The following is a 23,848-nucleotide window of genomic DNA, read 5'->3' on the forward strand; positions in this document are numbered from 1 at the left end:
TTGTCTTTACTTCGCTTGCATCAGATCACCAAAACATTTTTAACCTATGGTTTAGACGAAATAGTCCCAGCGCATAAGCAACCTTGGTACGGTAAACTCGCTCGAGCTAGTTTGTTTTGGCTGCGCAACAAACATAAAGATAAGCCGGTAGGCACACGTCTGCGTCTGGCGCTACAAACGTTGGGACCGGTGTGGATCAAGTTCGGTCAAATGCTGTCGACCCGACGAGATTTGCTGCCACCAGATATTGCTGAAGAACTTGCATTTTTGCAGGATCAAGTTCAACCATTTGACCCCGCGATGGCGCAAAAACTCATTGAGCGAGCGCTAGAAATCGACGATATTCATGAATACTTTGCTGAGTTTGAATCAAAGCCGCTGGCTTCAGCCTCGATAGCGCAAGTGCATGCCGCCAAGCTACAACAAAAAAATGAGTTAAAAGATGTCGTGATCAAAGTTATTCGTCCCGATATAGAAAAACAAATCCATGCCGATCTCTCTTTAATGGAGCGTTTCGCTAAAATCGTTGTCAACTTACTTAGCGAAGGAAAGCGTCTGCGCCCAGTGGAAGTCGTTAGGGAATACAAGAAGACATTGCTGGACGAGCTGGACTTGATGCGAGAAGGCGCTAACGCCATTCAACTCAGACGCAACTTTGAAGACTCTGATTCTCTGTACATCCCTGAAGTATATAGTGATTATTCACGTAAAAACGTACTGGTGATGGAACGTATTTACGGTATTCCAGTATCAGACACCGAAGCGTTGTTGGCGCAAGGCACCAATATGAAATTACTAGCCGAGCGCGGCGTGGAAGTTTTTTTCACGCAGGTATTCCGTGACAGTTTTTTCCATGCGGATATGCATCCTGGCAATATTTTTGTCTCTCGTGAAAATCCTCATAACCCTAAGTATATTGGGATAGATTGCGGCATAGTCGGTACCTTAAACCGTGAAGATAAACGCTATTTAGCCGAAAACTTTATCGCCTTTTTTAATCGTGATTACCGCCAAGTGGCACAGCTTCATGTGGATTCTGGTTGGGTTCCGGCGGATACCTGCGTAGAAGAGTTTGAGTTTGCTATTCGTACCGTGTGCGAACCCATTTTTAACAAACCGCTTGCTGAGATTTCGTTTGGTCATGTGCTGGTGAATTTGTTTAACACCGCAAGACGCTTCAACATGGAAGTGCAACCACAATTGGTATTATTGCAAAAAACTCTGCTGTATGTAGAAGGGTTAGGACGTCAGCTTTATCCGCAACTAGATCTGTGGAAAACAGCCAAACCTTTTTTGGAGCATTGGGTGCAAGAACAAGTTGGTCCTCTCGCAGTGGCAAAAAAGCTATATGCAAACTTACCGTTTTGGGCTGAAAAAATGCCTGAACTGCCAGATTTGATTTACCAAAATCTCAAGCGCCGCCCCCTCCAACTGTCACACAAAAAGCAGATACTGCGACTAAGCCTCTATTATTGGGCTTAGCAGCGAGCAGTTTTGCAATAATATCGGGATTGAGCTTTATTTTTGACAAGCCTGTCGCAAGTAGCCTACTTGCGATTATTGCCGTGCTAGTATTTATTGGCGCATGGCGTAAAACAGGGTGATTTTTTGCTCGCTAGGCGTATAATCATTATTCATAAGCAGTAAGTATCAATGGAGTTATTATGGGATTCGGTGGGATCAGTATTTGGCAATTACTTATTATTTTAGCCATCATTGTTTTGTTATTTGGAACTAAAAAACTACGCGGTATTGGTAGTGATTTAGGTGGTGCAGTTAAAGGCTTTAAAAAGGCGGTATCGGATGAGCAGTCCACGACCGACTCTGAGCCAGAAAAGTTAAAAAATACAACAACTGAGCAAGCACAACCTGTATCAGAGAAAGAAAAAGATAAGGTGTAATTCGACATGGGTATGTGGGAGTTAGTGGTCGTTCTTATCGTTGGCCTGATTGTACTTGGCCCAGAACGTCTTCCCGTTGCAATCCGCACCGTAGCAAGATGGATAAAAACGGTAAAGTCTGTCGCCAATTCAGTCAAGGCTGAAGTGAGTGAAGAATTACGCGTTCATGAGCTACATAATAATTTGAAGAAAGCGGAACAACAGGGAATGCAAGATTTGGCCCCCGAACTTAAGCAATCCGTTCAAGAGTTACAAGATGCGGCTGAATCAGTCAGACATTCTTATAAATCAACCGAAAATAATAAAAACAAAGACTAATCAATCTACCAGTGAGATAGTTCAGTCAAAGGCTAGCTTTGGATAACTAGACGCCCGAGCCTCTCCTTTTTCTTTTATCCAACTGGAATTATATTCGTACGAGTCAAGTTACATGACAGAATCAGCCCAGAGTGGATTTATTGCTCACCTTGTTGAGTTAAGAAACCGCTTAATGAGAGCGTTATTGAGCGTTTTCGTTATCTTTGTTGCCTTGGTGTACTTCGCCAATGATATCTATGCTTTCGTTGCAGCACCGCTCGTAAATAGCTTGCCTAGCAACACAACCATGATCGCTACGGATGTTACGGCGCCGTTTTTTGCCCCCTTTAAACTAACGCTTTTTGTGTCACTATTTGCCGCTGTGCCATTTATTTTGCATCAGGTGTGGGGCTTTATCGCACCCGGTTTATATAAACACGAAAAGCGTATGCTCATTCCCATATTACTTTCTAGTGTGCTGCTATTTTATGGCGGGATCGCATTCTGTTACTTTGTTGTCATGCCTATCATACTTGGTTTTTTTACCAGTGTCGGACCAGAGATGATGACCTTGTCACCGGATATTAGCAGTTACCTTGGCTTTATCCTCAAGCTGTTTTTTGCTTTTGGTATCGCCTTTGAAATTCCCGTCGCTATTATGCTTATATGTTGGAGTGGCATGACAACTCCTGCAAGCTTAAAAGAGAAACGACCTTATGTTGTCGTTGGTGCTTTTGTCATTGCAATGTTTTTAACACCACCAGATGTTCTATCTCAAACTCTATTAGCATTACCTATGCTACTCTTGTTTGAGTTGGGACTACTTCTAGCCAAATTTTACAGCGCTAAACCACAACAACAGGAATCAGAACAATGAAAAAAACCATGATACTGTTCGCACTAGGATTTTCCTCTCTATGCGCCGCAGAGCCAGTAAATACGCAAGCGTTACAAGCTTGTACTTTGATTGAAAATGATTTTAAACGACTCATGTGCTATGACAATGTAATTGCAAATAAACCAATTACTGAAGCGCATTCACACAAAGCGCCCGTAAACAGAGATAAAATAAGCGCTACGCGCAATGAAAAAAAAGCAGAATTGAAAGAAGATGGCTTTGGCTTAGAGCACAAAGTTAAAGCGGCAAGCGAAGAAATCGAAGAAATTACAGCTAAACTAATAAAAACAACCACTCAAGGCCGCAATAAAATGGTCTTCTCCTTGGATAATGGTCAGGTATGGCGACAAGTTTCATCAGAAACCTTTTTTGCCAACGAAGGGGACACATTAATTATTGAGCGCGCGTCTTTTGGCTCGTTTTTAATGAAAAAAGCGGGCTCAAACCGCACAACGCGAGTTAAACGAGTTAACTGATGAACAAGATGATCGATGCTGGTGTAAACCTCACCAGCTCGCAATTTTCATCCGATTTGGCAGAGGTAATTGCTAGAGCCAAAGAAGCAGGCATAGAATCAATGCTAGCAATTGGCTGCGATTTGAAAAGCAGCGAACAAAGTATTTCACTCGCTGAGCAATACCAACTTTATTGTACAGCAGGAGTGCACCCTCACGACGCAAAAGATGCGCCTGACACGCTCTACGATGATCTCCTCACTCTTTTAAAAAGTAGCAATCGGACTATTGCTGTTGGTGAATGTGGCTTGGACTTTAATCGCGACTTTTCACCAAGACCGATACAACAAAGCGTGTGCCTGACGCAACTGCAGTTAGCAGATGCGATTGACTACCCAGCTTATCTACATGAAAGAGATGCGCACGACGCACTATTTGCGCTACTGCAAGAAGTTAAAGTTCAAGGAGTACTACACTGTTTTACTGGTGACCGTAACGCACTACGACGTTACTTGGACTATGGATTAATGATAGGTATTACGGGTTGGGTTTGCGATGAGCGTAGAGGCCAAGCACTGCAAGAACTTATTCAATACATACCTCTCGATCGTTTGCTTTTGGAAACTGATGCACCTTACTTGCTACCTAGAACAATTAGCCCAAAGCCTAAATCTCGGCGCAATGAGCCAATGTATTTATCTTATGTGGCTGAACAAATTGCACACCTAAAACAATGTCCTGTCACGGAAGTGATGAGCACGACTTCGGCTAATTTTAAACAGCTGTTTGTGAGGTAAAGCCAGTAATGCGCATTGTGTTGTCTTTACTTATATTGATATACAGCTCTGCTGTATTTTCTGCCGTCACTATTTCGGAGTCGTTTAAGGTAGAACACCAAGTAAAGTTAAGTTACACACTGAGTAAATATGCATCGTTAAACGAATTGCTTGCGGCTCCTGTCGAATGGCATAGCAGCACCCAAGTTCCAACGGGTCTTAGACCTGGGACGAAACACTTATGGTTAAAAATAGCGCTTCATAATACCAACAACTCGCTTACACCTGTATTGGTGAGTATAAACAATAATCTCATCGATGCGGTAACTGCCTATCATGTCAGGCCAAACCATCCAATATTCAGCCTAGATATGGGCGATGCCTTGCCACTGATTAAACGACCACTCAAGTATGAGTCTTTAGTTGTCCCACTGGAGCTACAGCCACAAGCGCAAAGTCATTTATACTTACAGATCAGTGATGAGGGAGTTGTCACGGCTCCACTTGCAATTTGGGAGCCGAATGAATACCTGCAATTTAAGAGTAAATTTAATCTTATTTTTGGAATTTTAGCGGGATTTGTATTTGCACTCACCTTAACCAATACCACGCTCTATTGTGTTACCAAAAAAAGTTATTTTTTATGTGCCACTTTATTTATCGCTACGGTATGGCTATTCAATGCACACATGTACGGTTTCGGCTATCGCTACTTCTACTCTTCTTGGCAATGGTTCCAGCAATATGGTCAAGGCATAATGACGTTATTGCTCAGCGCACTCCTATTACCCGCTCTGAGTTATTGTTCTGGAAAGCCACTGCTTACACACCCACAACTGACAAGAAGAAAGGCTACTTTAGCTACGTTGTGCTTGTTCATGATCATTGCTTTTTTACCGGTTTCTCAGTCACTTCTGTTAGCGCTTAGCATCAGTTTCATTGTCTCTGTATTGGTTGTCTATACGCTCGCTCGTATTAACCACAAGAGCCGAAATATCTTAATCGCAATCGCGCTTTGTCACTTTATCGTGATTAGCTACCCGTTTACGGTTGAGCTGGGAGTTCAGTCCGGCAGCTTTTTGAACCATTTGGGTTACTTTGGTATTTTTGCCGTTGAAGCCACGTTACTTAGCTACCTACTCATACGCCTATATATCTTCCAAAGAGATGAAAAATTGGCCAAGCAACAGCAACGGCTAGCTCATACTCAAGCTGAGGATGCCCTATTAAAAGAAAAGCTAAAACTACAAGAACAGGCCCAATACGACTTAGAGTCTAACATTGAGGAACGCACTTTTGAGCTTCAAGTCACATTAAGGGAGCTCGAGGATAAAAACCGAGAGCTGGAACGCATGAACATGGAAGATCCACTCACAAAAGTGAAGAACCGCCGCTATTTCGACAAGCGCTTACAGATGGAAGTACGCCGTTCAAGACGAGAACAGACAGCATTGAGCCTTGTTATCTTTGATATCGATCACTTCAAAAAAATTAACGACAAATATGGCCACTTGGCTGGCGATCAAGCTATCTGCGAATTTGCCAATTTAATTAAGTCGCACTTACGGCGACCGCATGACGAAGTGTTCCGTTATGGTGGTGAAGAGTTTATTTTACTGCTTCCCAACACACCTGAAGACGGTGCATTTGAAGTCGCTGAACGCCTGAGAGTGGCAACAGCAGAACTCAACATTCAATTTGGTGAACATGTCATTAAAATGACGACCAGCGCAGGTATTTATAGCGCGGTGGTTAGCGACCCACACAATCCACAACTATACACAGATAATGCGGACAAGGCCTTGTACCAAGCGAAACAACAAGGCCGTAATCGTATTATCTCTTTCAACCCCAATCAGGAGAACTAACGTGGCTCAATCAGGACTCGATCTTTTCCCCCTAACTCGCATGCGAAGAATGCGTCGCGATGATTTTTCAAGACGTCTAATGAGCGAAAGTACGCTAACGGTTAATGACTTAATCTATCCAGTATTTGTATTAGATGGTCAATCTAAGCGTGAAGCAATCCCATCAATGCCAGGTATTGAGCGTTTATCTATTGATCTATTAGTGGAGGAAGCCAAGCAACTCGTAGAGCTAGGGGTTCCAGCTATCGCCCTATTCCCAGTGACACCGGCAGAGCAAAAATCGCTACTAGCAGAGGAAGCGTACAATCCTGAAGGGATTGCACAAAGAGCCGTACGTGCTATCAAAGCGGCATGTCCAGAGCTCGGTGTGATCACGGATGTTGCGTTAGACCCATTCACAGTCCACGGTCAAGACGGTATCTTGGATGAAGACGGTTATGTCATGAATGAAGAAACCGTGGAAGTACTGGTCAAACAAGCGCTTTCGCATGCAGAGGCAGGAGCCGATGTTGTCGCCCCTTCTGATATGATGGATGGCCGAATTGGCGCTGTTCGCGAAGCACTTGAAGAGTGCGGTTTTATCCATACTCGTATAATGGCCTACTCTGCCAAGTATGCCTCAAGTTACTATGGCCCTTTCCGCGACGCAATTGGCTCGGCGGGCAACCTTAAAGGTGCAGACAAGAAAACTTATCAAATGGATCCTGCTAATTCTGACGAAGCACTACGTGAAGTGGCTTTGGACTTACAAGAAGGTGCTGACATGGTGATGGTAAAACCGGGCATGCCATACCTAGATGTTGTCAGACGCGTTAAAGATGAGTTTGGGGTACCAACATTCGCTTACCAAGTCAGCGGTGAATATGCGATGCATAAGGCTGCGATTGATAACGGCTGGTTGGCCGAAAAGCCTGTCGTACTAGAATCTTTGCTAGCATTTAAGCGTGCTGGTGCAGATGGCATTTTGACTTACTTTGCAAAACAAGCCGCAATTTGGCTAAACGAAAAGTAGTCTGCATGTAGGTAGGAGCGCCACCACCTACCTTCCTTTCCTTAAATATACTTTAATTTATGCTTATTAGTTGAATTTACCAGCAACAAGGACTAACTTTCAAAGTTCAAGAATCCAACAGCATAATATGCTTGTTTTATTTTGTAGTAGGTAAACTATCGTTTTATACATTAAGGAAGATAAAAATGAAGATGAAAAGTATATTAGGCACTGCAGGAATGCTTCTCATATCTTATAACAGCGCAGCTTTTGATCCAAACACAGCTTTCTATGATGCAAAAATATGTACCAACTGCAACTATTCTGAGGCCAAGGTTATTGCAAGAAGCTTCGAACCCGCTGTCAACTGCAGTAGAGGTCCAACTGACCCCTGGGAAGACGTATGTAGCGCAAGTACTAGACGTATTGTAGTTAAAAATTTAGCAACAGGAGCAGTATACGGCTTCTCTCATGGGTACAATTTTCAAGGAGGAGCTTATGAAGATATGCAGAGATATGTGGAACCAATAAATAACCTTCCCAGTGATGTTAATTTAATGCTACAACACGCTATTAATGCTTCAAAAAATATTCAAGACGCTGTACAGCAGGTAGAATCTACATTATCTCTTGATCTTTTAACCTCACTCAGTCTAAATAGCAATGAAAGCTTGGCTTTAAACTCTTGCACCAACTCCCCTTCTTACGCGGCTTTCAAAGCCTCCAGAAGTAGCAGCGCTTTTTCAAAAGTACAAAGAACCGCTCAGCAGAAATATGATAGTAGTGCGGTGAACCGCAGTTCATATACTTTATCACGATTCACTTCTTTAGGCTTTACCGCTGGCGCAGGCTCAGTTGGCATGCAAGGCTCTTTTGAGCACCTGGCACAGTCCAACTCAGCAGTGACTAGATATGTCTCTGATAGTGATGTGCCCCATGCCGAAAACCAAGTTGGTTATGTTATTTCCCTAAAATCTGGAGGTGTCATTGAGCTCACTTTGGACACATCGAGAACAAGGTTTGAGGGATTAACACTGGCAAGTCTAAGTGCGAACTTCACCCATGCGTCAGAGGTAAGTTCTTGTCTTGCCGCTGCATTAGATGAGACTATTCCAAAAGTGGTTTATTCCCCAGATGGCGCTACAACTGGATCTGGTCCTAGCTTCAATAATATTCCTCTAGTTTCCCCAAATGGAGGAAATGGCCGAGGTGGGGATGGCCAACAATGTATACACAGATATTATGACCGTAACCGAAATGAGTTATTCGCTTTCCTTGGTGCTTGTCCATAAATACGTAAACCGCTTTTCATTCTATTTGTAGATCGTTTCTATATTTATCTGTTGGTAATGGCTACAAAGCAATATTAACAGATAAATTAAGTGACCTACTTTGATGCAGAAACATCTTGGTGGCAATAACCAAGCAAAAAACTAGACTATTTAGATGATCTAAATAGGCAATTTTTGGCCTAGCTAACTGCAGCCCTGAAATTGTTAAAGTATTAATACGGATTGGTATTATCAACCCAACTTTTCATTTCAATAGACTGATAGCTTTGTGTAGCTCATCACGATTCATTTTCCAGCTGAAGAAGCGGATAACACGACCGTCATAGAGATATACCTCGGGAAGACTTACAATACCAAAAGAACGTAACCTAATCGCCTGAATATTTTCCGTATGGATATAATGGGTTTTACCTAAAAAGTTATAGCTAATCCCCGCCTTATCTATATGTAGAAAACGCTTTCCGGTTAATGACAGTAGCAATATTGTTAGGGTAAAAAATAGTAAAATCAGTGTAACTATTTGCAATAATAATGAGGGAATATCTAAGATAGAAAACAGCTCATTACCCAGCCAGATGAGTAACAGTGCAAGCACGTAGAAAAGCCAGTTTATTTCCAGTTCTAAAGTTCTCATTGAGCATCTCCTTTATTTACCCAACCACAATCAAATTCGAGCCCGGCGCAATAGCGCAACCCATTTTATTGAGGAAAAGTTAATGATAAAGTGCCAGTGTCCCTAAAGCAAGAACTTTAAAATTAATAAAACATGAAATAATCGTGACGACTTTTAGACAGGGAATTAAAAAAGGCCGCCAAAGGCGACCTTTTTATGCAAAATAAGTAATTAATTACTTAGCTGCTTTTTTCTCTTTCTCAGCTGCGATTACCGCGTCAGCAACGTTTGCTGGACATGGTGCATAGTGTGAGAATTCCATTGAGAACTGACCACGACCAGACGTGATAGTACGTAGGTGACCGATGTATCCGAACATTTCAGATAGTGGTACTTCACCCTTGATACGAACGCCCATTGCGCCAGCTTCTTGGTCTTTGATCATACCGCGACGACGGTTAAGGTCACCGATTACGTCACCTACGTTGTCTTCTGGCGTGAACACGTCAACTTTCATGATTGGCTCAAGAAGTTGTGCACCCGCTTTAGGGATAGACTGACGGAATGCGCCTTTAGCAGCGATTTCAAACGCGATTGCTGATGAGTCAACTGCGTGGAAACCACCGTCGAATAGCTCAACTTCAACGTCTAGTACTGGGAAGCCCGCAAGTACACCTTCGTCCATCATTGACTTGAAGCCTTTCTCAACTGCTGGCCAGAATTCCTTAGGAACGTTACCACCAACAACTGAAGACTTGAACGTAAAGCCAGAACCAACTTCGCCAGGCTTGATACGGTAGTCAATCTTACCGAACTGACCAGAACCACCAGACTGTTTCTTGTGCGTGTAGCTATCTTCAACTTCTTTAGTGATAGTTTCACGGTAAGCAACCTGAGGCTGACCAACGATTAGGTCTACACCGTATGTACGCTTAAGGATGTCTACCTTAATGTCTAGGTGAAGCTCACCCATACCTTTAAGAATAGTTTCACCTGAATCTTCATCAGTCTCAACTTGGAATGAAGGATCTTCTGCAACCATTTTACCGATCGCGATACCCATCTTCTCGTTACCACCTTTATCTTTAGGTGCAACAGCGATTGAGATTACTGGATCAGGGAAGATCATCGCTTCAAGTGTACACTCGTGCTTAGGATCACATAGCGTGTGACCTGTTTGAACGTTCTTCATACCAACAACAGCGATGATGTCACCCGCTTGTGCTTCAGTAAGTTCAGTACGCTCGTCCGCTTGCATCTCAACCATACGACCGATACGCTCTGTTTTACCAGTTGCAGAGTTAAGGATAGTGTCACCTTTCTTCATGCGACCTGCGTAGATACGGATGAACGTAAGTGCACCGAAACGGTCGTCCATGATTTTGAACGCAAGCGCTTTAAGTGGTGCATCAGCATCAACAGTTGCTACTTCACCAGTAGGCTCACCTGTTTCAGGATCTGTTAGCGGCTGAGGATCAACTTCAGTAGGAGAAGGTAGGTAATCTACAACAGCGTCTAGTACAAGTTGCATACCTTTGTTTTTGAACGCTGAACCACAGAACGTTGGGAAGAACGCAAGATCACGAGTACCTTTACGGATACACGCTTTGATTTGCTCGATAGAAGGTACTTCACCTTCCATGTACGCTTCCATTAGGTCGTCGTCTTGCTCAACAGCAGACTCAACTAGCATCTCATGGTATTCTTCAACTTTGTCTACCATGTCAGCTGGAACGTCAGTAATTTCGTAGTTTTCAGGAAGACCTGTGTCATCCCAAACGTATGCTTTCTTCTCAAGTACGTCTACAACACCACAGAACTGGTCTTCGATACCGATAGGAAGCGTCATCACTAGTGGGTTAGCACCAAGTACTTTCTCAACCTGACCAACAACGCGGTAGAAGTCTGCGCCCATACGGTCTAGTTTGTTTACGAAGATTACACGTGCAACTTCTGATTCGTTCGCATAACGCCAGTTAGTTTCTGATTGTGGCTCAACACCACCAGAACCACAGAATACACCGATACCACCGTCAAGTACTTTAAGTGAACGGTATACTTCTACTGTGAAGTCAACGTGTCCAGGAGTATCGATAACGTTTAAACGGTGGCCTTTCCACTCACAAGTTACCGCCGCTGATTGGATTGTAATACCACGCTCAGCTTCCTGCTCCATGAAGTCAGTTGTAGACTCACCGTCGTGTACTTCACCAGTTTTGTGGATTTTACCAGTAAGCTTTAGAATACGCTCAGTGGTGGTAGTTTTACCCGCATCAACGTGCGCGAAAATACCAATGTTTCTGTATTTCGATAAATCTGCCATTGTTTTACTCTATTTAAAGTAGAAAAATTATTCGGCGGGAGTATATCACCTCTTGTAGCGAACATCATCCTTGAAGTCGTCTAAAATGCAATCAATTCACGAAAAAGTTTCTAATGCGAAACTTTGTGACCCATTTTTACCGTATCGCTTACTGCTAGGCCGCTGTATTTAAGAAAATTCCGTTGTATTTTGTCAATTTCAGGGCAGTGTGCTTGGGTTTCTGTTTAAAATATCTGCTTTCCAAACAAGTTGGCATGCTGGACTTGGAAGGCATCATCTAGCAAAGAAAAATGCGCTATTTTACCCACTTCAATACTACCAAGTTCATTGTCTATATTTAAATAAGTTGCAGGCACTAAGCTTGCCATATTGATGGCTTCAAGAAGCGGAATATTGGCTAATTCCGCTAAATTCTTCACTGCTTTTTCAAGTGTTAGTGTACTACCAGCCAAGCTACCACTGTGGGTTTTCGCCACGCCATCCTTAACCACAACTGGCATTTCACCCAATTGATATTCACCATCTTTCAGGCCACCAGCATTAATACAATCGCTGATCAAGGCTACCTTATGCTGACCTTTGAGGCGGTAGATCAATTGTAAAATCGCGGGGTGTAAATGGATACCATCGGCAATCACTTCAACCAAGGCTTGGCTATCAAGTAGTAATGCACCAGCACAGCCCGGTTCACGGTGATGAATACCGCGCATGCCGTTAAACACATGGATACCACCGCAGGCACCATGTGCTAGAGCGGCATTGGTTTGCGCAAAATCCGCATCACAATGACCTAACATCACCCGCACTCCATGTTTACTTAGATACTGTGTCATTGCAACACCATTAGCCTTTTCGGGCGCGAGTGCCACCGCTTTAAGCGCACCATCAGCCGCGCTAATCATTTCATCAATTAAGGCTTCGTCTAGCGGCTTAAAGAAAGCTTCGTTGTGGGCACCTTTGTGTTTTTCACTAAAAAACAAGCCCTCACTATATCCGCCAAGCACCTGAGCACCCGGCATTTTTTTCTTATAAGCGGCCCCCACCACTTTCATTGCCGCAATGGTTTGTGGCCATGTGGTCGTCACGGTGGTAGCCAAAAATCCAGTAACACCATGTTTAAGCAGCGATGTACTAATGGTTTCTAAACTGGAGAGTTTACCATCAATAACATCGCAGCCCTCACGACCATGAATATGCAAATCAATTAACCCAGGCCACATATCTAAATTGGGATAACATTCGGTATTATCAGGCGCTTCCGCCACTGGAATAATCGTGTGAAAACGCTCACCTTTTATTACCGCAACGTGCGCTTCGAGGACACTGGTAGGGGTATAGATACGACGGGGTTGAATATAACGAGTCTGCTCAAGCATGCACTTTGCTCCCTAATAGTGCCGCGCCTAATGCGCCACTTGCATCCCCATGCTTGGCTCTAACAATATCTGGCACTGACACCGCTGAAAATACGTGGGGTTCAATGGCTTTTGGGAGTGCTTCAACGAGCTCATCAATAAGCGACATGCCACCGCCAAGCACGATAACTTCAGGGTCATATGCTTTGATTAAATTTGCAAACGCCGATCCCAATAGATCCATATAACAATTAAAAGCATGGAGCGCCTCGCTTTCACTTGCGCGCATAGCGGTGATGACTTGTTCTGAGCTGAGCGTTCGCGTCGTGAAATGTTGATACAAACCAGCAAGCCCTGGCCCTGCGACATAGCGCTCTAAACACCCTTGCAGTCCACAGCCACACGCTAAAATAGGCAGGTGATATTTTTGCTGCAACACCGCAGAAAGCGGATGGTGGCCATATTCTCCGGCGATCCCTTGGGCACTTTTATACAACGCGCCGTCAATGCAAAATCCGCCTCCGGCACCAGTGCCTATTATGGCCCCAAAGACCTTTTGGTATTGCTTACCGGCTCCAAGACTGGCCTCTGATAACGCAAAGCAACGGCAGTCATTTTCTACCGCGATGGGCCGTTCAAGCTGCGCAACGAGATCAGCCTTAACTTCTTTGCCATTGGCGCAAGGGACATTTGCTGATAGCACGCGCTGCTGCGCATTCACTATCCCCGGCATACCAATACCAACCTGCCCTTTGCAACCATATTTATCATCGGCTTGCTGCACCAAGTCTACGATTTGCGCCAAAAATGTCTCATAGCTATGCTTTGGTGTCGCTACACGCCAAGACTCTATGCGCTGCAGTTTTTCATCAAACACCGCAATTTCAATTTTGCTCCCGCCAACATCCACCCCATAAATCATACTTCACTCCCAAATGGATGAATGACTACCCCCTGCACGACTCTATTCACTTCACCCGACGGGCAAGGATTGTCCGGCGAAATACCAAGTATCATTGCTTTATAAAAGCTTAACTGCTGTGCAAACAACATATACAGTAACCCTTGCCACACGTCTTCTAGAAGTGGTACTTTAGGGCAAAGTGAATGCACAGTCATGGCGGTTCCATCGCGTTGTAGTTCAGCAACTAAATCCTGATCGTACAAGCTGGTATAACCATCACTTGAAATAAAACATACCACTGCGGTTTTGCTATTGATGAGTGATTTCGGACCATGACGGAACCCAAGAGGGGATTCGCTCACGCTCATTACTTGGCCTGCCGATAACTCAAGCATTTTTAGTGCAGCTTCCTGTGCAAATCCCAGTAAGCAACCTGAACCTAGATACACCAAACGCTCAAATGGTTGTTGTGCAAATGCACGGATATTTCGCTGCTCTGTCGCAGCTAACATGCTTTGCGCTGCATTGATTAACTTATCCACGGAGCCGTCATCCGCAGCAAAAAGTTGTAGCGCTGCAACCATCATTGACGAATAGCTACTCGTCATTGCAAAACTTTGGTCAAGCGTAGGTTCCGGTAGCAATATACTTGTTGCATTGCTTGCCTGCTGCGCTGCTTGATGCAACTTTCCATCACGATTGCAGGTGATAAAAAGGTGCTGACTGTTACTAACCAGCTGTGTTACCAACTCTACGGCCGCTAGACTTTCTGGACTATTACCAGAGCGAGCAAAGGATACCAATAAACAAGGTTTATCCGTCGCTAGGTATTGTCGTGGTGCAGCAACTAAGTCAGTTGTGCTCACTGTCCGCACACTTTGGCGCATGTGTGCATTAAGATGAGTGGCGATGGCGTTACCGATATAAGCGGATGTACCCGCCCCTGCCAAAATAACCTGAGTATCAGGGTCATCTAGAAAAGGAGCTAACTCCACCAAAAGCCTAGACTTTATACTCGCGACTAATTGGACGGTTTCTTGCCACATCTGTGGCTGCTGACTGATCTCTTGTGCTGTCCAATAAGCATTCAATGTTTTTAATTGCGCAATTTCGTGTCCTAGCAAAGTGTTCATGACGCTTTCTCCATGGCAAAACACGCATTCGAATAGCGAGCTACAACACGTTGAATTTTGGCAATCACCAACGCTTTGGCGTCCCTTTCTATTTCACCACGGCGTACTTGTTGATATAACTCTGGAAAATATTGGCTGATAAGCGGCAATGGTAAGATCTGCTGCGCTAGGTTTTCGAGCATAGTTGCTAACGCCTTTTGCACCACATCCTGATGCCAGTAATAGCGAATACGGTCGCTAAAGCTAAATTGGCGCAAGAACCGGAGTTGCTGTGACTCGCCGTGATAAAAACGCTGCCAACTCGTTGGCTCTGCCAGCATGACCTCGTCCACCACCTCAATAAACTGGCTATGCACTGGTAATAATTGCTTTTCAATATGGTGAAGCGCGAATAATCCTTCGCGCAGCGCAAAGGTCAATTCAGGCCCGACTTTCAAAATGGCAAAATGGTCAGCAACCAACGACTCATAAGCGCCAGCAGTTTGATAATCGGTAGAATGCGCTTCGAAAGCGATACGGTCAACGGTACGAATAAAGTCTTTTAATGCACTCGCTTCGTTCGGTTTGTAGTCAAATACTTGGGTGTTATCAAACTCAACACCCGGCTGCACTACAATCGCAACCACGCGTTGCCAAGCATCCGTTAATCCTTTGTTTGCAAAGAGTTCACGATGGCAAGCTAGGGTTTCTTGCGCAGCAACTTGGCTGGTCGGTTGAAGACTGTCAATCTGTTCATCAGCTCCACCAGGAGGGGGAACTTCAGTACCAATCACATAAACAATGTCGCTACGACCAAACGTCGCAATCGCAGCTTCTTCCGCGGTTTGACACAACAAGGCTGCGCGATTAGCTACAATATCATCGCTTAACGCGTCGGGGTCGTCAGCACACGGCATGCTGGCATCTAAGTGGATCTTCTTAAAACCGGCCTTCACATATTCAGCGACTAAGTCGCACGCTTTAGCCATTGCGGCTTGGCTATTTTCACCCGTCCAACAGACTGGTCCTAAGTGATCACCACCAAAAATCAGTAGCTGCTTATCAAAACCAAGCTCGTCGGCCATCTCTTCGACTTTGGCAATAAAATCCGCAGGACGCATCCCGGTGTAACCGCCAAATTGGTTAACCTGATTGGCTGTGGCTTCAATTAATAGCAGCGTATTTTCCTGCTTGGCATATCTTATCGACGCTTCTAGCACCCAAGGGTGAGCTGAACAAATGGCATAAATGCCTGAGTTTTTCCCTGATTTATTGGCTTCGATTAGGGCTTGAAAACGCCGCATATGATCACCTCTTAAGATGTTATTAAATGTACCTCTATTCCGGCGGTAACCAATTGCTGATGGATGTCAGCTGGAATACCACTGTCCGTTACCAAAACATCAATTTCTTCGCAGGCGATAATACGATGTACACCTTTACGATCGAATTTGCTGGAGTCCGTCACCACTATGACTTGCTTTGCAGCTTTACACATCTCGCGGTTAAGCGCGGCTTCCGGTTCAAAGTGTGTTGTTACACCAACATCAACAGAAAACCCATCAACACCGAGTACCAGACGGTCAAAGTGATATTGCTTGAGCTGATCTTCTGCATGGCTACCATAAAACGACAGCGATTTTTTACGCAGTGAACCTCCGGTCATCAACACTTCAACGCCATCGGCTGCAACGAGGGCTTGCGCCACGTTAAGACCATTGGTCATCACCACTAACTGTTGATGTTCTGTCAGTTGCTTCGCGACTTCTTCGGTCGTAGTACCTGAGTCCAGAATAATAGACTCATCATTGCCAATAAGACTCGCCACTAACTTTGCAAGCTCGACTTTCACTTGATGATGATGGTCGTGCTTTTCGGTTATGGTGAGCTCTTTGGTTAATCTAGAACTCGCAACAGCGCCACCATGAGAGCGAACCAACAATCCTTTATCATGTAAGGCATTGAGATCATTTCTGATCGTCACGGTTGATACACCAAATTGTTCTGCCAGATCTGATACTTCTACTCGTTCCGTTTGACCAACGAGTTGAACGATTTCGTGGCGTCTTTCGATGGTGTTCAGCATGACACCTCCTTTCGTTTTGGTTAAATTTAGTCTACACACCTTTCACTTGCTTTCAATTTATTTTTTTAACTTTCAACAAAATCAAAACTAACATCATGTTTTATATAAAATTAAAGTTAAAACAGAATTAAATCAAAACCCAAACGAAAGAACATGAAAGATATTTTTCTTGCGTTCGAAATAAAACTGCCGTAATAATAACCAAAAAAGTAACATTTCGTTTTTAACAACAAGAGTGAACAACTAAGAGGTTATTATGGGTGATCTAAACCGCCGGCGATTTCTTCAATCAATGGCTGCTATCGCAGCAACAAGCGCAGTGGTTGGCTGCGCAAGTAACAATAATAAGACGCCGCTTACACCAAAGCCACAAGGAAATTCAGTTCAGGGTTTAGTCGTACCAAAACTGGATGTCGTGCGAGTGGGCTTTATTGGTGTGGGTCAACGCGGTGTTGGCGCGGTGAAGCACTTTTGCCATCTTGACGGTGTCGAGATCAAAGCCATCTGCGATACGCACCAAGAAGTCGTCGATAGGGCCGTTAAAATTGTTGTCGACAAGGGTTTACCAAAACCTGCGACTTACGGCAAGAGTGATATGGACTATCGCCGTATGTTGGCGCGCGACGACATTGATATTGTGATCATCTCTACCCCTTGGAAATGGCATACCCCCATGGCCGTAGACACCATGGAAAGTGGCAAGCACGCTTTGGTCGAAGTACCTGCAGCGGTGACTATAGAAGAAGCGTGGCAGTTAGTAAATACCGCTGAACGCACGCAAAAGAATTGCATGATGTTGGAAAATGTTTGCTACGGTCGCGACGAGCTGATGGTATTAAACATGGTTCGCCAAGGGCTATTCGGTGAATTACTTCACGGTGAAGCGGCTTATATCCATGAACTTCGCTGGCAAATGAAAGAAATTGAGCATAAAACTGGCTCATGGCGCACACATTGGCATACCAAACGTAACGGCAACCTCTACCCAACCCATGGTTTAGGCCCTGTTTCTCAATATATGAATATCAACCGTGGCGATCGCTTCGACTATATCTCGTCCATGAGTTCACCAGCACTTGGTCGTGCAGCCTATGCCAAACGTGAGTTCCCAGCAAATCATGAGCGTAACCAACTGAACTATATTGCTGGGGATATGAACACCAGCATCATTAAAACCATCAAAGGTCGTTCGATTATGGTACAGCACGATACCACTACCCCACGCCCTTACTCCCGCCACAATTTAATTCAAGGTACTAACGGCGTATTTGCAGGATTCCCCAACCGCATCGCGCTTGAAAACGGCGGGAGTAAGAGCTTTCACGAGTGGGATTACGACATGAATGATTGGTACGGTAAATACGACCATCCACTTTGGCAGAAAATGGGGGCTGAAGCAGAGCGCAACGGCGGCCATGGTGGGATGGATTTCTTAATGTTCTGGCGCATTATTTACTGCCTTCGTAATGGCGAGCCGCTAGATCAGGATGTTTACGACGCAGCTGCTTGGTCAGCGGTCTTTCCTCTTTCAATGGACTCAGTTGCAGACAGAAGTAATAGCAAGGACTTCCCGGATTTCACCAGGGGCACATGGCGCACTGCAGCACCACTAGGCATTGTCACATAACTAACCAGAGGTTAAATACGCTATCTATAGCAAGTGCTATCAATGCCTGAATAAGCGCCCGTAAAGCGGGCGCAATAATAACAACACTCAACAGGACAACAAGATGAAACACACTCTAAAATTGTGTGCTGTGGGATTGGCCGTGAGCTGTGCCCTGTCCCAATATGCGCACGCACAGGAAACAGAACAGAACAGCGGATCCGACGAGCAAGATAAAGCCAAGCAACAAGTCGAGAAAATTGAAGTACGTGGTGTACGTTCCAGTATCAAAGAGTCACTCTTTCTCAAGAAAAATGCGGTTGGCGTAATGGATGCCATCGTTGCCGAAGACATTGGCAAGTTCCCAGATCAAAACCTTGCTGAAGCGCTACAACGAATGACAGGTATCGCCATTACCCGTAACGCAGGTGAAGGACAAAACGTCACAGTGCGGGGTCTTGGCGGGGACTTTAACGTTACCACCATCAATGGTCGTAGAATGGCATCTGAACACACAAGCCGTGACTTTAACTTCGATTTAATTGCGCCTGAGATGGTTCAAGCATTAGAAGTGTACAAGTCACCGCAGGCACAAACGCAAGAAGGGGGGATTGGTTCAGTCATCAATATAAAAACTCGCCGACCGTTAGATATGGATGGCTTTACCCTCGCCGGAAGTGCCAAAGCCATTTACGAAGAACGTACCGGTGATACCAACCCTCAAGCCTCCTTCCTCATTAGTGACACCTTTTTTGACAATACCTTTGGCGCGCTATTCACCGCCGTTTATTCCGAGCGAACACAACGCGAAGACTCCTACGAAGGACAAGGATTTTACGATCCTGAAGAAAATACCGACGTGCGAGTCCCGGTTGATAGTAACCGAAATGGCGAGCTAGATGAGGGCGAGAAAGTACACCCCTCAATGATCCCAGGATATGTGCGCTACTCGAATTGGCAAGATGAACGTGAGCGCATTGGTGCAAGCCTTGCGTTACAATGGCGTCCAACGAATGATATTGATGTCACCTTTGATAGCTTATACTCAAGCTACAAAACCGACGGTGAAAAATATCAAATCTCTTTCGTCACCTATGATGAACCTTGGACGCCAGGGATCCCAGCAGTAGGTGAGTTAAAATTTAATGAAGATGGTAACGTCAACTACATTGAGTTAGTCGATGGCGCAATGGCTGAGCTACTGAACGTCTCTGAGCCTCGCAATACCGACACTTGGCAAGCCGGTCTTAACTTCAAGTGGTATGCCACCAGCGATCTAACGCTTGAATTTGATGTGTCTAAGTCGCGAGCCGAGCGGATCAATGATGGCGACAACCGCTACATCGTGGCACGTGGCTTTGTTGATACCATCACCATAGATCAAACCGGCGACAACCTTCTGCCAGATGTGACTATGTCGCCAGCACTTAATGCCGATCAACCCTTTGGTGCTCACTACAGCTACAACTATGGCACGGAAGTGATAAGTGATGTTGAAGAGCTAAGGCTTGAAGGGACATTTATTCCGGAATGGGAATTTGTCAAAGACATCAAGTTTGGCTTTCATTACGGAAAGCAAACTAAAGCCAGAGACGTAAGCAAGTCAAATAACCCATCGATGTTCAGTAATGGAGGGGCTTATTTTAAAAACTCAGATTACGATAGCTTTGATAACTCAAGCGTAGAAAAGCTCGGTGGTCTTAACTTATTTAGACTACCCGCAGATGTACTTGTACCCGCCAACTTTGATAACTTCCTAGAGGGTGAGCCGGGCATGCACCCTGCGCCGTGGGCCAGCTTTGACTACGACAAACTCTATGCTTTTTATCAATCCATCAATGCCCAAGCCGCAGATGAAAAAATTAGAGCCTCCAAGAGCCCTAAAGATTCCTACGAGCTTTCTGAGTCAACGTTTGCACTTTATTTAGAGACCAATCTAGTCGGCGAGCTGTCGGAAATGCCTTACAACTTAAACCTAGGCGTAAGAGCAATCAAAACCGAGATCACCTCTGATGGCTACGTTTTTGATTACCCAAGTCTGGTATACAACGTAGAAGAAGATGAAGATGGCGACATTATCTATCGCATAGAAGGGGATATTGCCGATTATTACTCCAACTCTTATGTAGAAGATGACTATACTGATGTACTGCCTAGCATGAACTTTAAGTTAGAAATAACAGACTCACTGTTATTTAGAACCAGCGCGGCTAAAGTTATCACCAGACCGAGCATTGATTTTCTAACTCCATATAGCTCAATTAATTTCAGTAAGTTTGAGCTTAATCTTGCCAACCCTGGGATCAAGCCACTAAGAGCTGACCAACTTGATTTGGGACTAGAGTGGTACTTCTCTGATTATGGTGCGCTCACCTTTGCAACCTATTACAAAGACATTAAATCTGTTATCGCTCAGGGACGTGTTGGCACGATAAAAGTGGGTAAATTCATAAAAGACGGCGTTGAAGTCGACGGTCCAGAATTTACCCAAGTATCGCCACGTTCTGAAGCGGGAGCAGAGATCAAAGGTTTCGAAATTGCTTACCAACAGTCGTTTGAGGAATTGCTACCTGCACCATTTGATGGCCTAGGTATGCAAGTCAACTACACATTTACGGATAGTAAATACGACGACCCAGAAAAAGACGAGCTACCGTTCGCTGGAATGTCTGAGCATTCTTACAATGCGGTTATCTATTATGAGAAGGATGACTACCAAGCGCGTATCGCTTACAACTGGCGAGATGATTACCTGAAGTATCCAGATGCGTGGGGCGGCCCAGAATGGGCAGCGGATTATGGTCAGTTTGATTTCAGTGCCAGCTATAATCTAACTGAAAAAACTCGAATCGACTTGAATGTGACGAACCTCACCAATGAACGTCAATGGTCATACATTAAAACCCAAGAGCAAGTGAGCCACTTGAGCCGTTACGGCCGCAGTATCAGTTTAGGCATTAACACTTCTTTCTAATCAACATGGGGCGACACGCCCCATTCAAGGAACTTAAGATGAAGAATACAGTAATGACACCGCTACTCCTGTGCGCCTCGCTATTTGCCTCAGCACAAGAGGCTTATATCAGCAGTTACGGTAACGCCTGGGTCAACAATGATATTGACGCCAGCAGGCAATATATAACTCAAGCCGGTATCGCACCATGGCAAGATAAGCAACTCAGGTTTAATCACTATTTTTATGCCAATAACGTTGGCACCTATACCCTCTATTTACACCTTGAGAAACCAAGTGCACCAAGTACATTACTGGTAGCACATAACAACAAACAAGTGACGCTTAACCTCGATAAACAAAGCCCGACTAAGGTTAAAGTCGGTGACTTTGTCGTAACGCAAGTTGGCTATCAAACCGTCCTAATTGCCGGTGACACATTAGCCAAAGGGCGAAAAAGTGCCTTCCCTGCCATCACCGGACTTAGTCTCGATGGTGAGGCCATGACCCCCGCACCAAACTATGTCAAAGAAGACTTTTACTGGGGTCGTCGCGGCCCTTCAGTACACCTTTCCTATACCGTACCTGATAAAAAGGACTATAACTGGTTTTACAACGAAGTAACGGTGCCATCTGGCTATGATCCACAAGGTTCGTATTTTATGGCGAATGGTTTTGGCGAAGGGTACTTTGGTATTCAGGTAAACTCACCCACCGAGCGTCGCGTGCTATTTTCGGTTTGGAGCCCGTACCAAACGGATGATCCGAGCACAATTCCTGACAATCTTAAAATCAAATTACTCGCTAAAGGCGAAGGCGTTTACGTCGGTGAATTTGGCAATGAAGGTTCTGGTGGACAAAGCTATTTACGTTATAACTGGCAACCGGATACGACATATCGCTTTTTAGTCAATATCGAGCCCAGTACGACCTATGAAGGCCATACTGAATATCGTGGCTACTTTTATGCGCCGGAAACCGGTCAATGGAAGCTGATCGCGGCCTTTAGCCGCCCTGAAACCAATACCTATGTTGCAAGACCGCATAGCTTTTTGGAAAACTTTTTACCCGAAGCTGGACAGTTTGAGCGTAAGGCATTTTATAACCGCCAGTTTTTGCGCGACACCCAAGGTAACTGGGTTGAGTTAAATCAAGCTAAATTCACTTATGACGCCACCGCCAGAAAAGGGTCGCGTTTGGATTATCAAGGTGGTGAAGAGCAAAACCGCTTTTACTTACGTAATACCGGTTTCTTCACAGGACCCACACCTTATCTCAGCGAATTTACTCGCCCTAGCAGCAATGATACGCCGATGATCCCATGGCAGTCACTACAGGCACACCCTTAATTTAAATGATAGCTTCTCTCTGGCCGACCAATGCTACCGTAGCTTTGGTCGGCTTTTACTTCTTCTATGCGAGCCAAGAACTCTAAATAACACAGAGTGGTAAACCCCCTCTATAAAGAAACACCGATAAGAAGTAAAACACATCAAAAACCATTACATTTTTAAAACAATACGCTCAATAAATTTAAATTTGGCGTAATTCCAACCACTTAGATCTAAATAAGAACTATTTTCAAGAAGTCCATTGACAGCTCTTCAGATCTAATTGATAATCAATATCAACAAGGAGAGAGTGACGGCTCAACTTGTTATCATAATAGTTTCTTGACCCGAAACAAGGCTGGTATCCACAACTACCAAGGACGTTAGCAGGCACTTGCATTGCTCCTCGTATTTAGACGCTAACTCCACTTTTTACTTGCTACATTGCTCATATCGGTGACGGTAGATATGAAATCAAAAAGCCCTGCTCAGGGCTTTTTTTATGCCCAAAATTTATTTTCACTCAAATTTTGCAAGAAAAATATCTCACTAATATTAATGAGAATTATTTTCAAAAAAGTATTGACTCATTGCTAGATCTAACTGATAATCACTATCAACAAGACGGCAACGTGTTGTTTCGCCAATTCAGTTAGTAAGGTTGATAGTTGTAAAGCCCTGTCTACCTGATGTACTCGCTACCTTGAGATTGGCATCAGTACTCTAGTTTGTTTCTCGACCCTGAAACACGGCTGGCCAACGTTAATGGCTTGAATAAGCTTAATTCAGTCGCCCCTAAACCTGACTAAGTTTATTCTCACAATTTACTTGCTACATTGCTCATATCGGTGACGGTAGATATGAACGTAAAAAGCCCTACTCAGGGCTTTTTTTATGCCCAAAATTTATATGTATTGCAGCACTACCGAAAAACAGCTTTATAAATATTAATGAGAATTATTTTCAAAAAGGTGTTGACCTCAGAGTAAATCTAATTGATAATCACTATCAACAAGAGGACATACTCTTGCTGATTCGACCCTGAATCGTGTTGTCGGTGATGTGCTACAACGCCCCTTGATGTGTA

At 44.4% G+C, this 23,848-nt stretch carries 18 protein-coding genes and 2 pseudogenes; 12 read left to right on the plus strand and 8 right to left on the minus strand.

The features are described from left to right. The 9 genes and pseudogenes from ubiB (at nt 1) to B1L02_RS17655 (ending at nt 8,478) form a co-directional block, all read left to right on the plus strand. Nucleotides 1–1,604: pseudogene (gene ubiB, locus B1L02_RS17615) on the plus strand (ubiquinone biosynthesis regulatory protein kinase UbiB). Between the two features lie 60 nt (nt 1,605–1,664). Next, nucleotides 1,665–1,901, plus strand: coding sequence for a Sec-independent protein translocase subunit TatA (gene tatA / locus B1L02_RS17620; RefSeq protein ID WP_088532057.1), 237 nt, complete (start codon nt 1,665–1,667; stop codon nt 1,899–1,901). A gap of 12 nt (nt 1,902–1,913) precedes the next feature. Further along, on the plus strand, nt 1,914–2,219 hold the full coding sequence (gene tatB / locus B1L02_RS17625) for a Sec-independent protein translocase protein TatB (RefSeq protein WP_232003107.1): 306 nt from the start codon (nt 1,914–1,916) through the stop codon (nt 2,217–2,219). Nucleotides 2,220–2,331: 112 nt separating this feature from the next. Beyond that, nucleotides 2,332–3,075 (plus strand): twin-arginine translocase subunit TatC, encoded by a 744-nt coding sequence (gene tatC / locus B1L02_RS17630; RefSeq protein ID WP_088532058.1) that lies wholly within the window; start codon nt 2,332–2,334, stop codon nt 3,073–3,075. Further along, complete coding sequence (locus tag B1L02_RS17635; protein WP_088532059.1) at nt 3,072–3,572, plus strand: hypothetical protein; 501 nt, start codon at nt 3,072–3,074, stop codon at nt 3,570–3,572. Before tatC ends, B1L02_RS17635 begins: the two co-directional genes overlap by 4 nt. After that, complete coding sequence (locus tag B1L02_RS17640; RefSeq protein ID WP_088532060.1) at nt 3,572–4,348, plus strand: TatD family hydrolase; 777 nt, start codon at nt 3,572–3,574, stop codon at nt 4,346–4,348. The genes B1L02_RS17635 and B1L02_RS17640 overlap by 1 nt, the downstream gene beginning before the upstream one ends. Before the next feature lie 8 nt (nt 4,349–4,356). After that, nucleotides 4,357–6,195, plus strand: coding sequence for a sensor domain-containing diguanylate cyclase (locus B1L02_RS17645; RefSeq protein ID WP_088532061.1), 1,839 nt, complete (start codon nt 4,357–4,359; stop codon nt 6,193–6,195). 1 nt (nt 6,196) lies between these two features. Continuing rightward, entirely contained in the window at nt 6,197–7,207 is a 1,011-nt protein-coding gene (hemB, locus tag B1L02_RS17650) for a porphobilinogen synthase (protein ID WP_088532062.1), read from the plus strand. 185 nt (nt 7,208–7,392) lie between these two features. Next, nucleotides 7,393–8,478, plus strand: a complete 1,086-nt coding sequence (locus B1L02_RS17655) for a hypothetical protein (protein WP_088532063.1) — start codon at nt 7,393–7,395, stop codon at nt 8,476–8,478. Nucleotides 8,479–8,722: 244 nt separating this feature from the next. Here the strand turns inward: B1L02_RS17655 and B1L02_RS17660 are convergent, their stop codons facing one another. The 7 genes from B1L02_RS17660 to agaR form a co-directional block, all read right to left on the minus strand. Further along, a complete protein-coding gene (locus B1L02_RS17660) occupies nt 8,723–9,112 on the minus strand; it encodes a hypothetical protein (RefSeq protein WP_088532064.1) in 390 nt (129 codons plus the stop codon). Between the two features lie 214 nt (nt 9,113–9,326). Beyond that, the gene (fusA, locus tag B1L02_RS17665) at nt 9,327–11,414 is read right to left on the minus strand and encodes an elongation factor G (RefSeq protein WP_088532065.1); all 2,088 of its coding nucleotides are present in this window, start codon (nt 11,412–11,414) and stop codon (nt 9,327–9,329) included. 224 nt (nt 11,415–11,638) lie between these two features. Next, nucleotides 11,639–12,790: an N-acetylglucosamine-6-phosphate deacetylase gene (nagA, locus tag B1L02_RS17670; RefSeq protein WP_088532066.1), complete on the minus strand. Its 1,152-nt coding sequence runs from the start codon at nt 12,788–12,790 to the stop codon at nt 11,639–11,641. Further along, nucleotides 12,783–13,691 (minus strand): ROK family protein, encoded by a 909-nt coding sequence (locus tag B1L02_RS17675; RefSeq protein ID WP_088532067.1) that lies wholly within the window; start codon nt 13,689–13,691, stop codon nt 12,783–12,785. Before B1L02_RS17675 ends, nagA begins: the two co-directional genes overlap by 8 nt. Beyond that, entirely contained in the window at nt 13,688–14,806 is a 1,119-nt protein-coding gene (locus B1L02_RS17680) for an SIS domain-containing protein (RefSeq protein WP_088532068.1), read from the minus strand. The genes B1L02_RS17675 and B1L02_RS17680 overlap by 4 nt, the downstream gene beginning before the upstream one ends. Then, nucleotides 14,803–16,089 (minus strand): D-tagatose-bisphosphate aldolase, class II, non-catalytic subunit, encoded by a 1,287-nt coding sequence (locus tag B1L02_RS17685; protein ID WP_088532069.1) that lies wholly within the window; start codon nt 16,087–16,089, stop codon nt 14,803–14,805. Before B1L02_RS17685 ends, B1L02_RS17680 begins: the two co-directional genes overlap by 4 nt. 11 nt (nt 16,090–16,100) lie before the next feature. Next, the gene (gene agaR / locus B1L02_RS17690; RefSeq protein ID WP_088532070.1) at nt 16,101–16,871 is read right to left on the minus strand and encodes a transcriptional repressor AgaR; all 771 of its coding nucleotides are present in this window, start codon (nt 16,869–16,871) and stop codon (nt 16,101–16,103) included. Between the two features lie 256 nt (nt 16,872–17,127). On the opposite strand from agaR, the gene B1L02_RS17695 reads away from it, so the two are divergent. From B1L02_RS17695 to B1L02_RS17705, 3 genes are all read left to right on the plus strand, one after another. Continuing rightward, a complete protein-coding gene (locus B1L02_RS17695) occupies nt 17,128–18,498 on the plus strand; it encodes a Gfo/Idh/MocA family oxidoreductase (protein ID WP_045964720.1) in 1,371 nt (456 codons plus the stop codon). Nucleotides 18,499–18,601: 103 nt separating this feature from the next. Beyond that, nucleotides 18,602–21,451: a TonB-dependent receptor gene (locus B1L02_RS17700; protein ID WP_088532071.1), complete on the plus strand. Its 2,850-nt coding sequence runs from the start codon at nt 18,602–18,604 to the stop codon at nt 21,449–21,451. A gap of 38 nt (nt 21,452–21,489) precedes the next feature. Next, nucleotides 21,490–22,779, plus strand: a complete 1,290-nt coding sequence (locus B1L02_RS17705; RefSeq protein ID WP_088532072.1) for a DUF3472 domain-containing protein — start codon at nt 21,490–21,492, stop codon at nt 22,777–22,779. Here B1L02_RS17705 and B1L02_RS25120 read toward each other — a convergent pair. Beyond that, nucleotides 22,776–22,868: pseudogene (locus tag B1L02_RS25120) on the minus strand (two-component system response regulator); the annotation flags it as partial. The gene B1L02_RS17705 and the pseudogene B1L02_RS25120 sit on opposite strands and share 4 nt — an antisense overlap. Nucleotides 22,869–23,848: the final 980 nt, after the last annotated feature.

Source organism: Pseudoalteromonas piscicida (assembly GCF_002208135.1).
Taxonomy (GTDB): Bacteria; Pseudomonadota; Gammaproteobacteria; order Enterobacterales; family Alteromonadaceae; genus Pseudoalteromonas; species Pseudoalteromonas piscicida_A.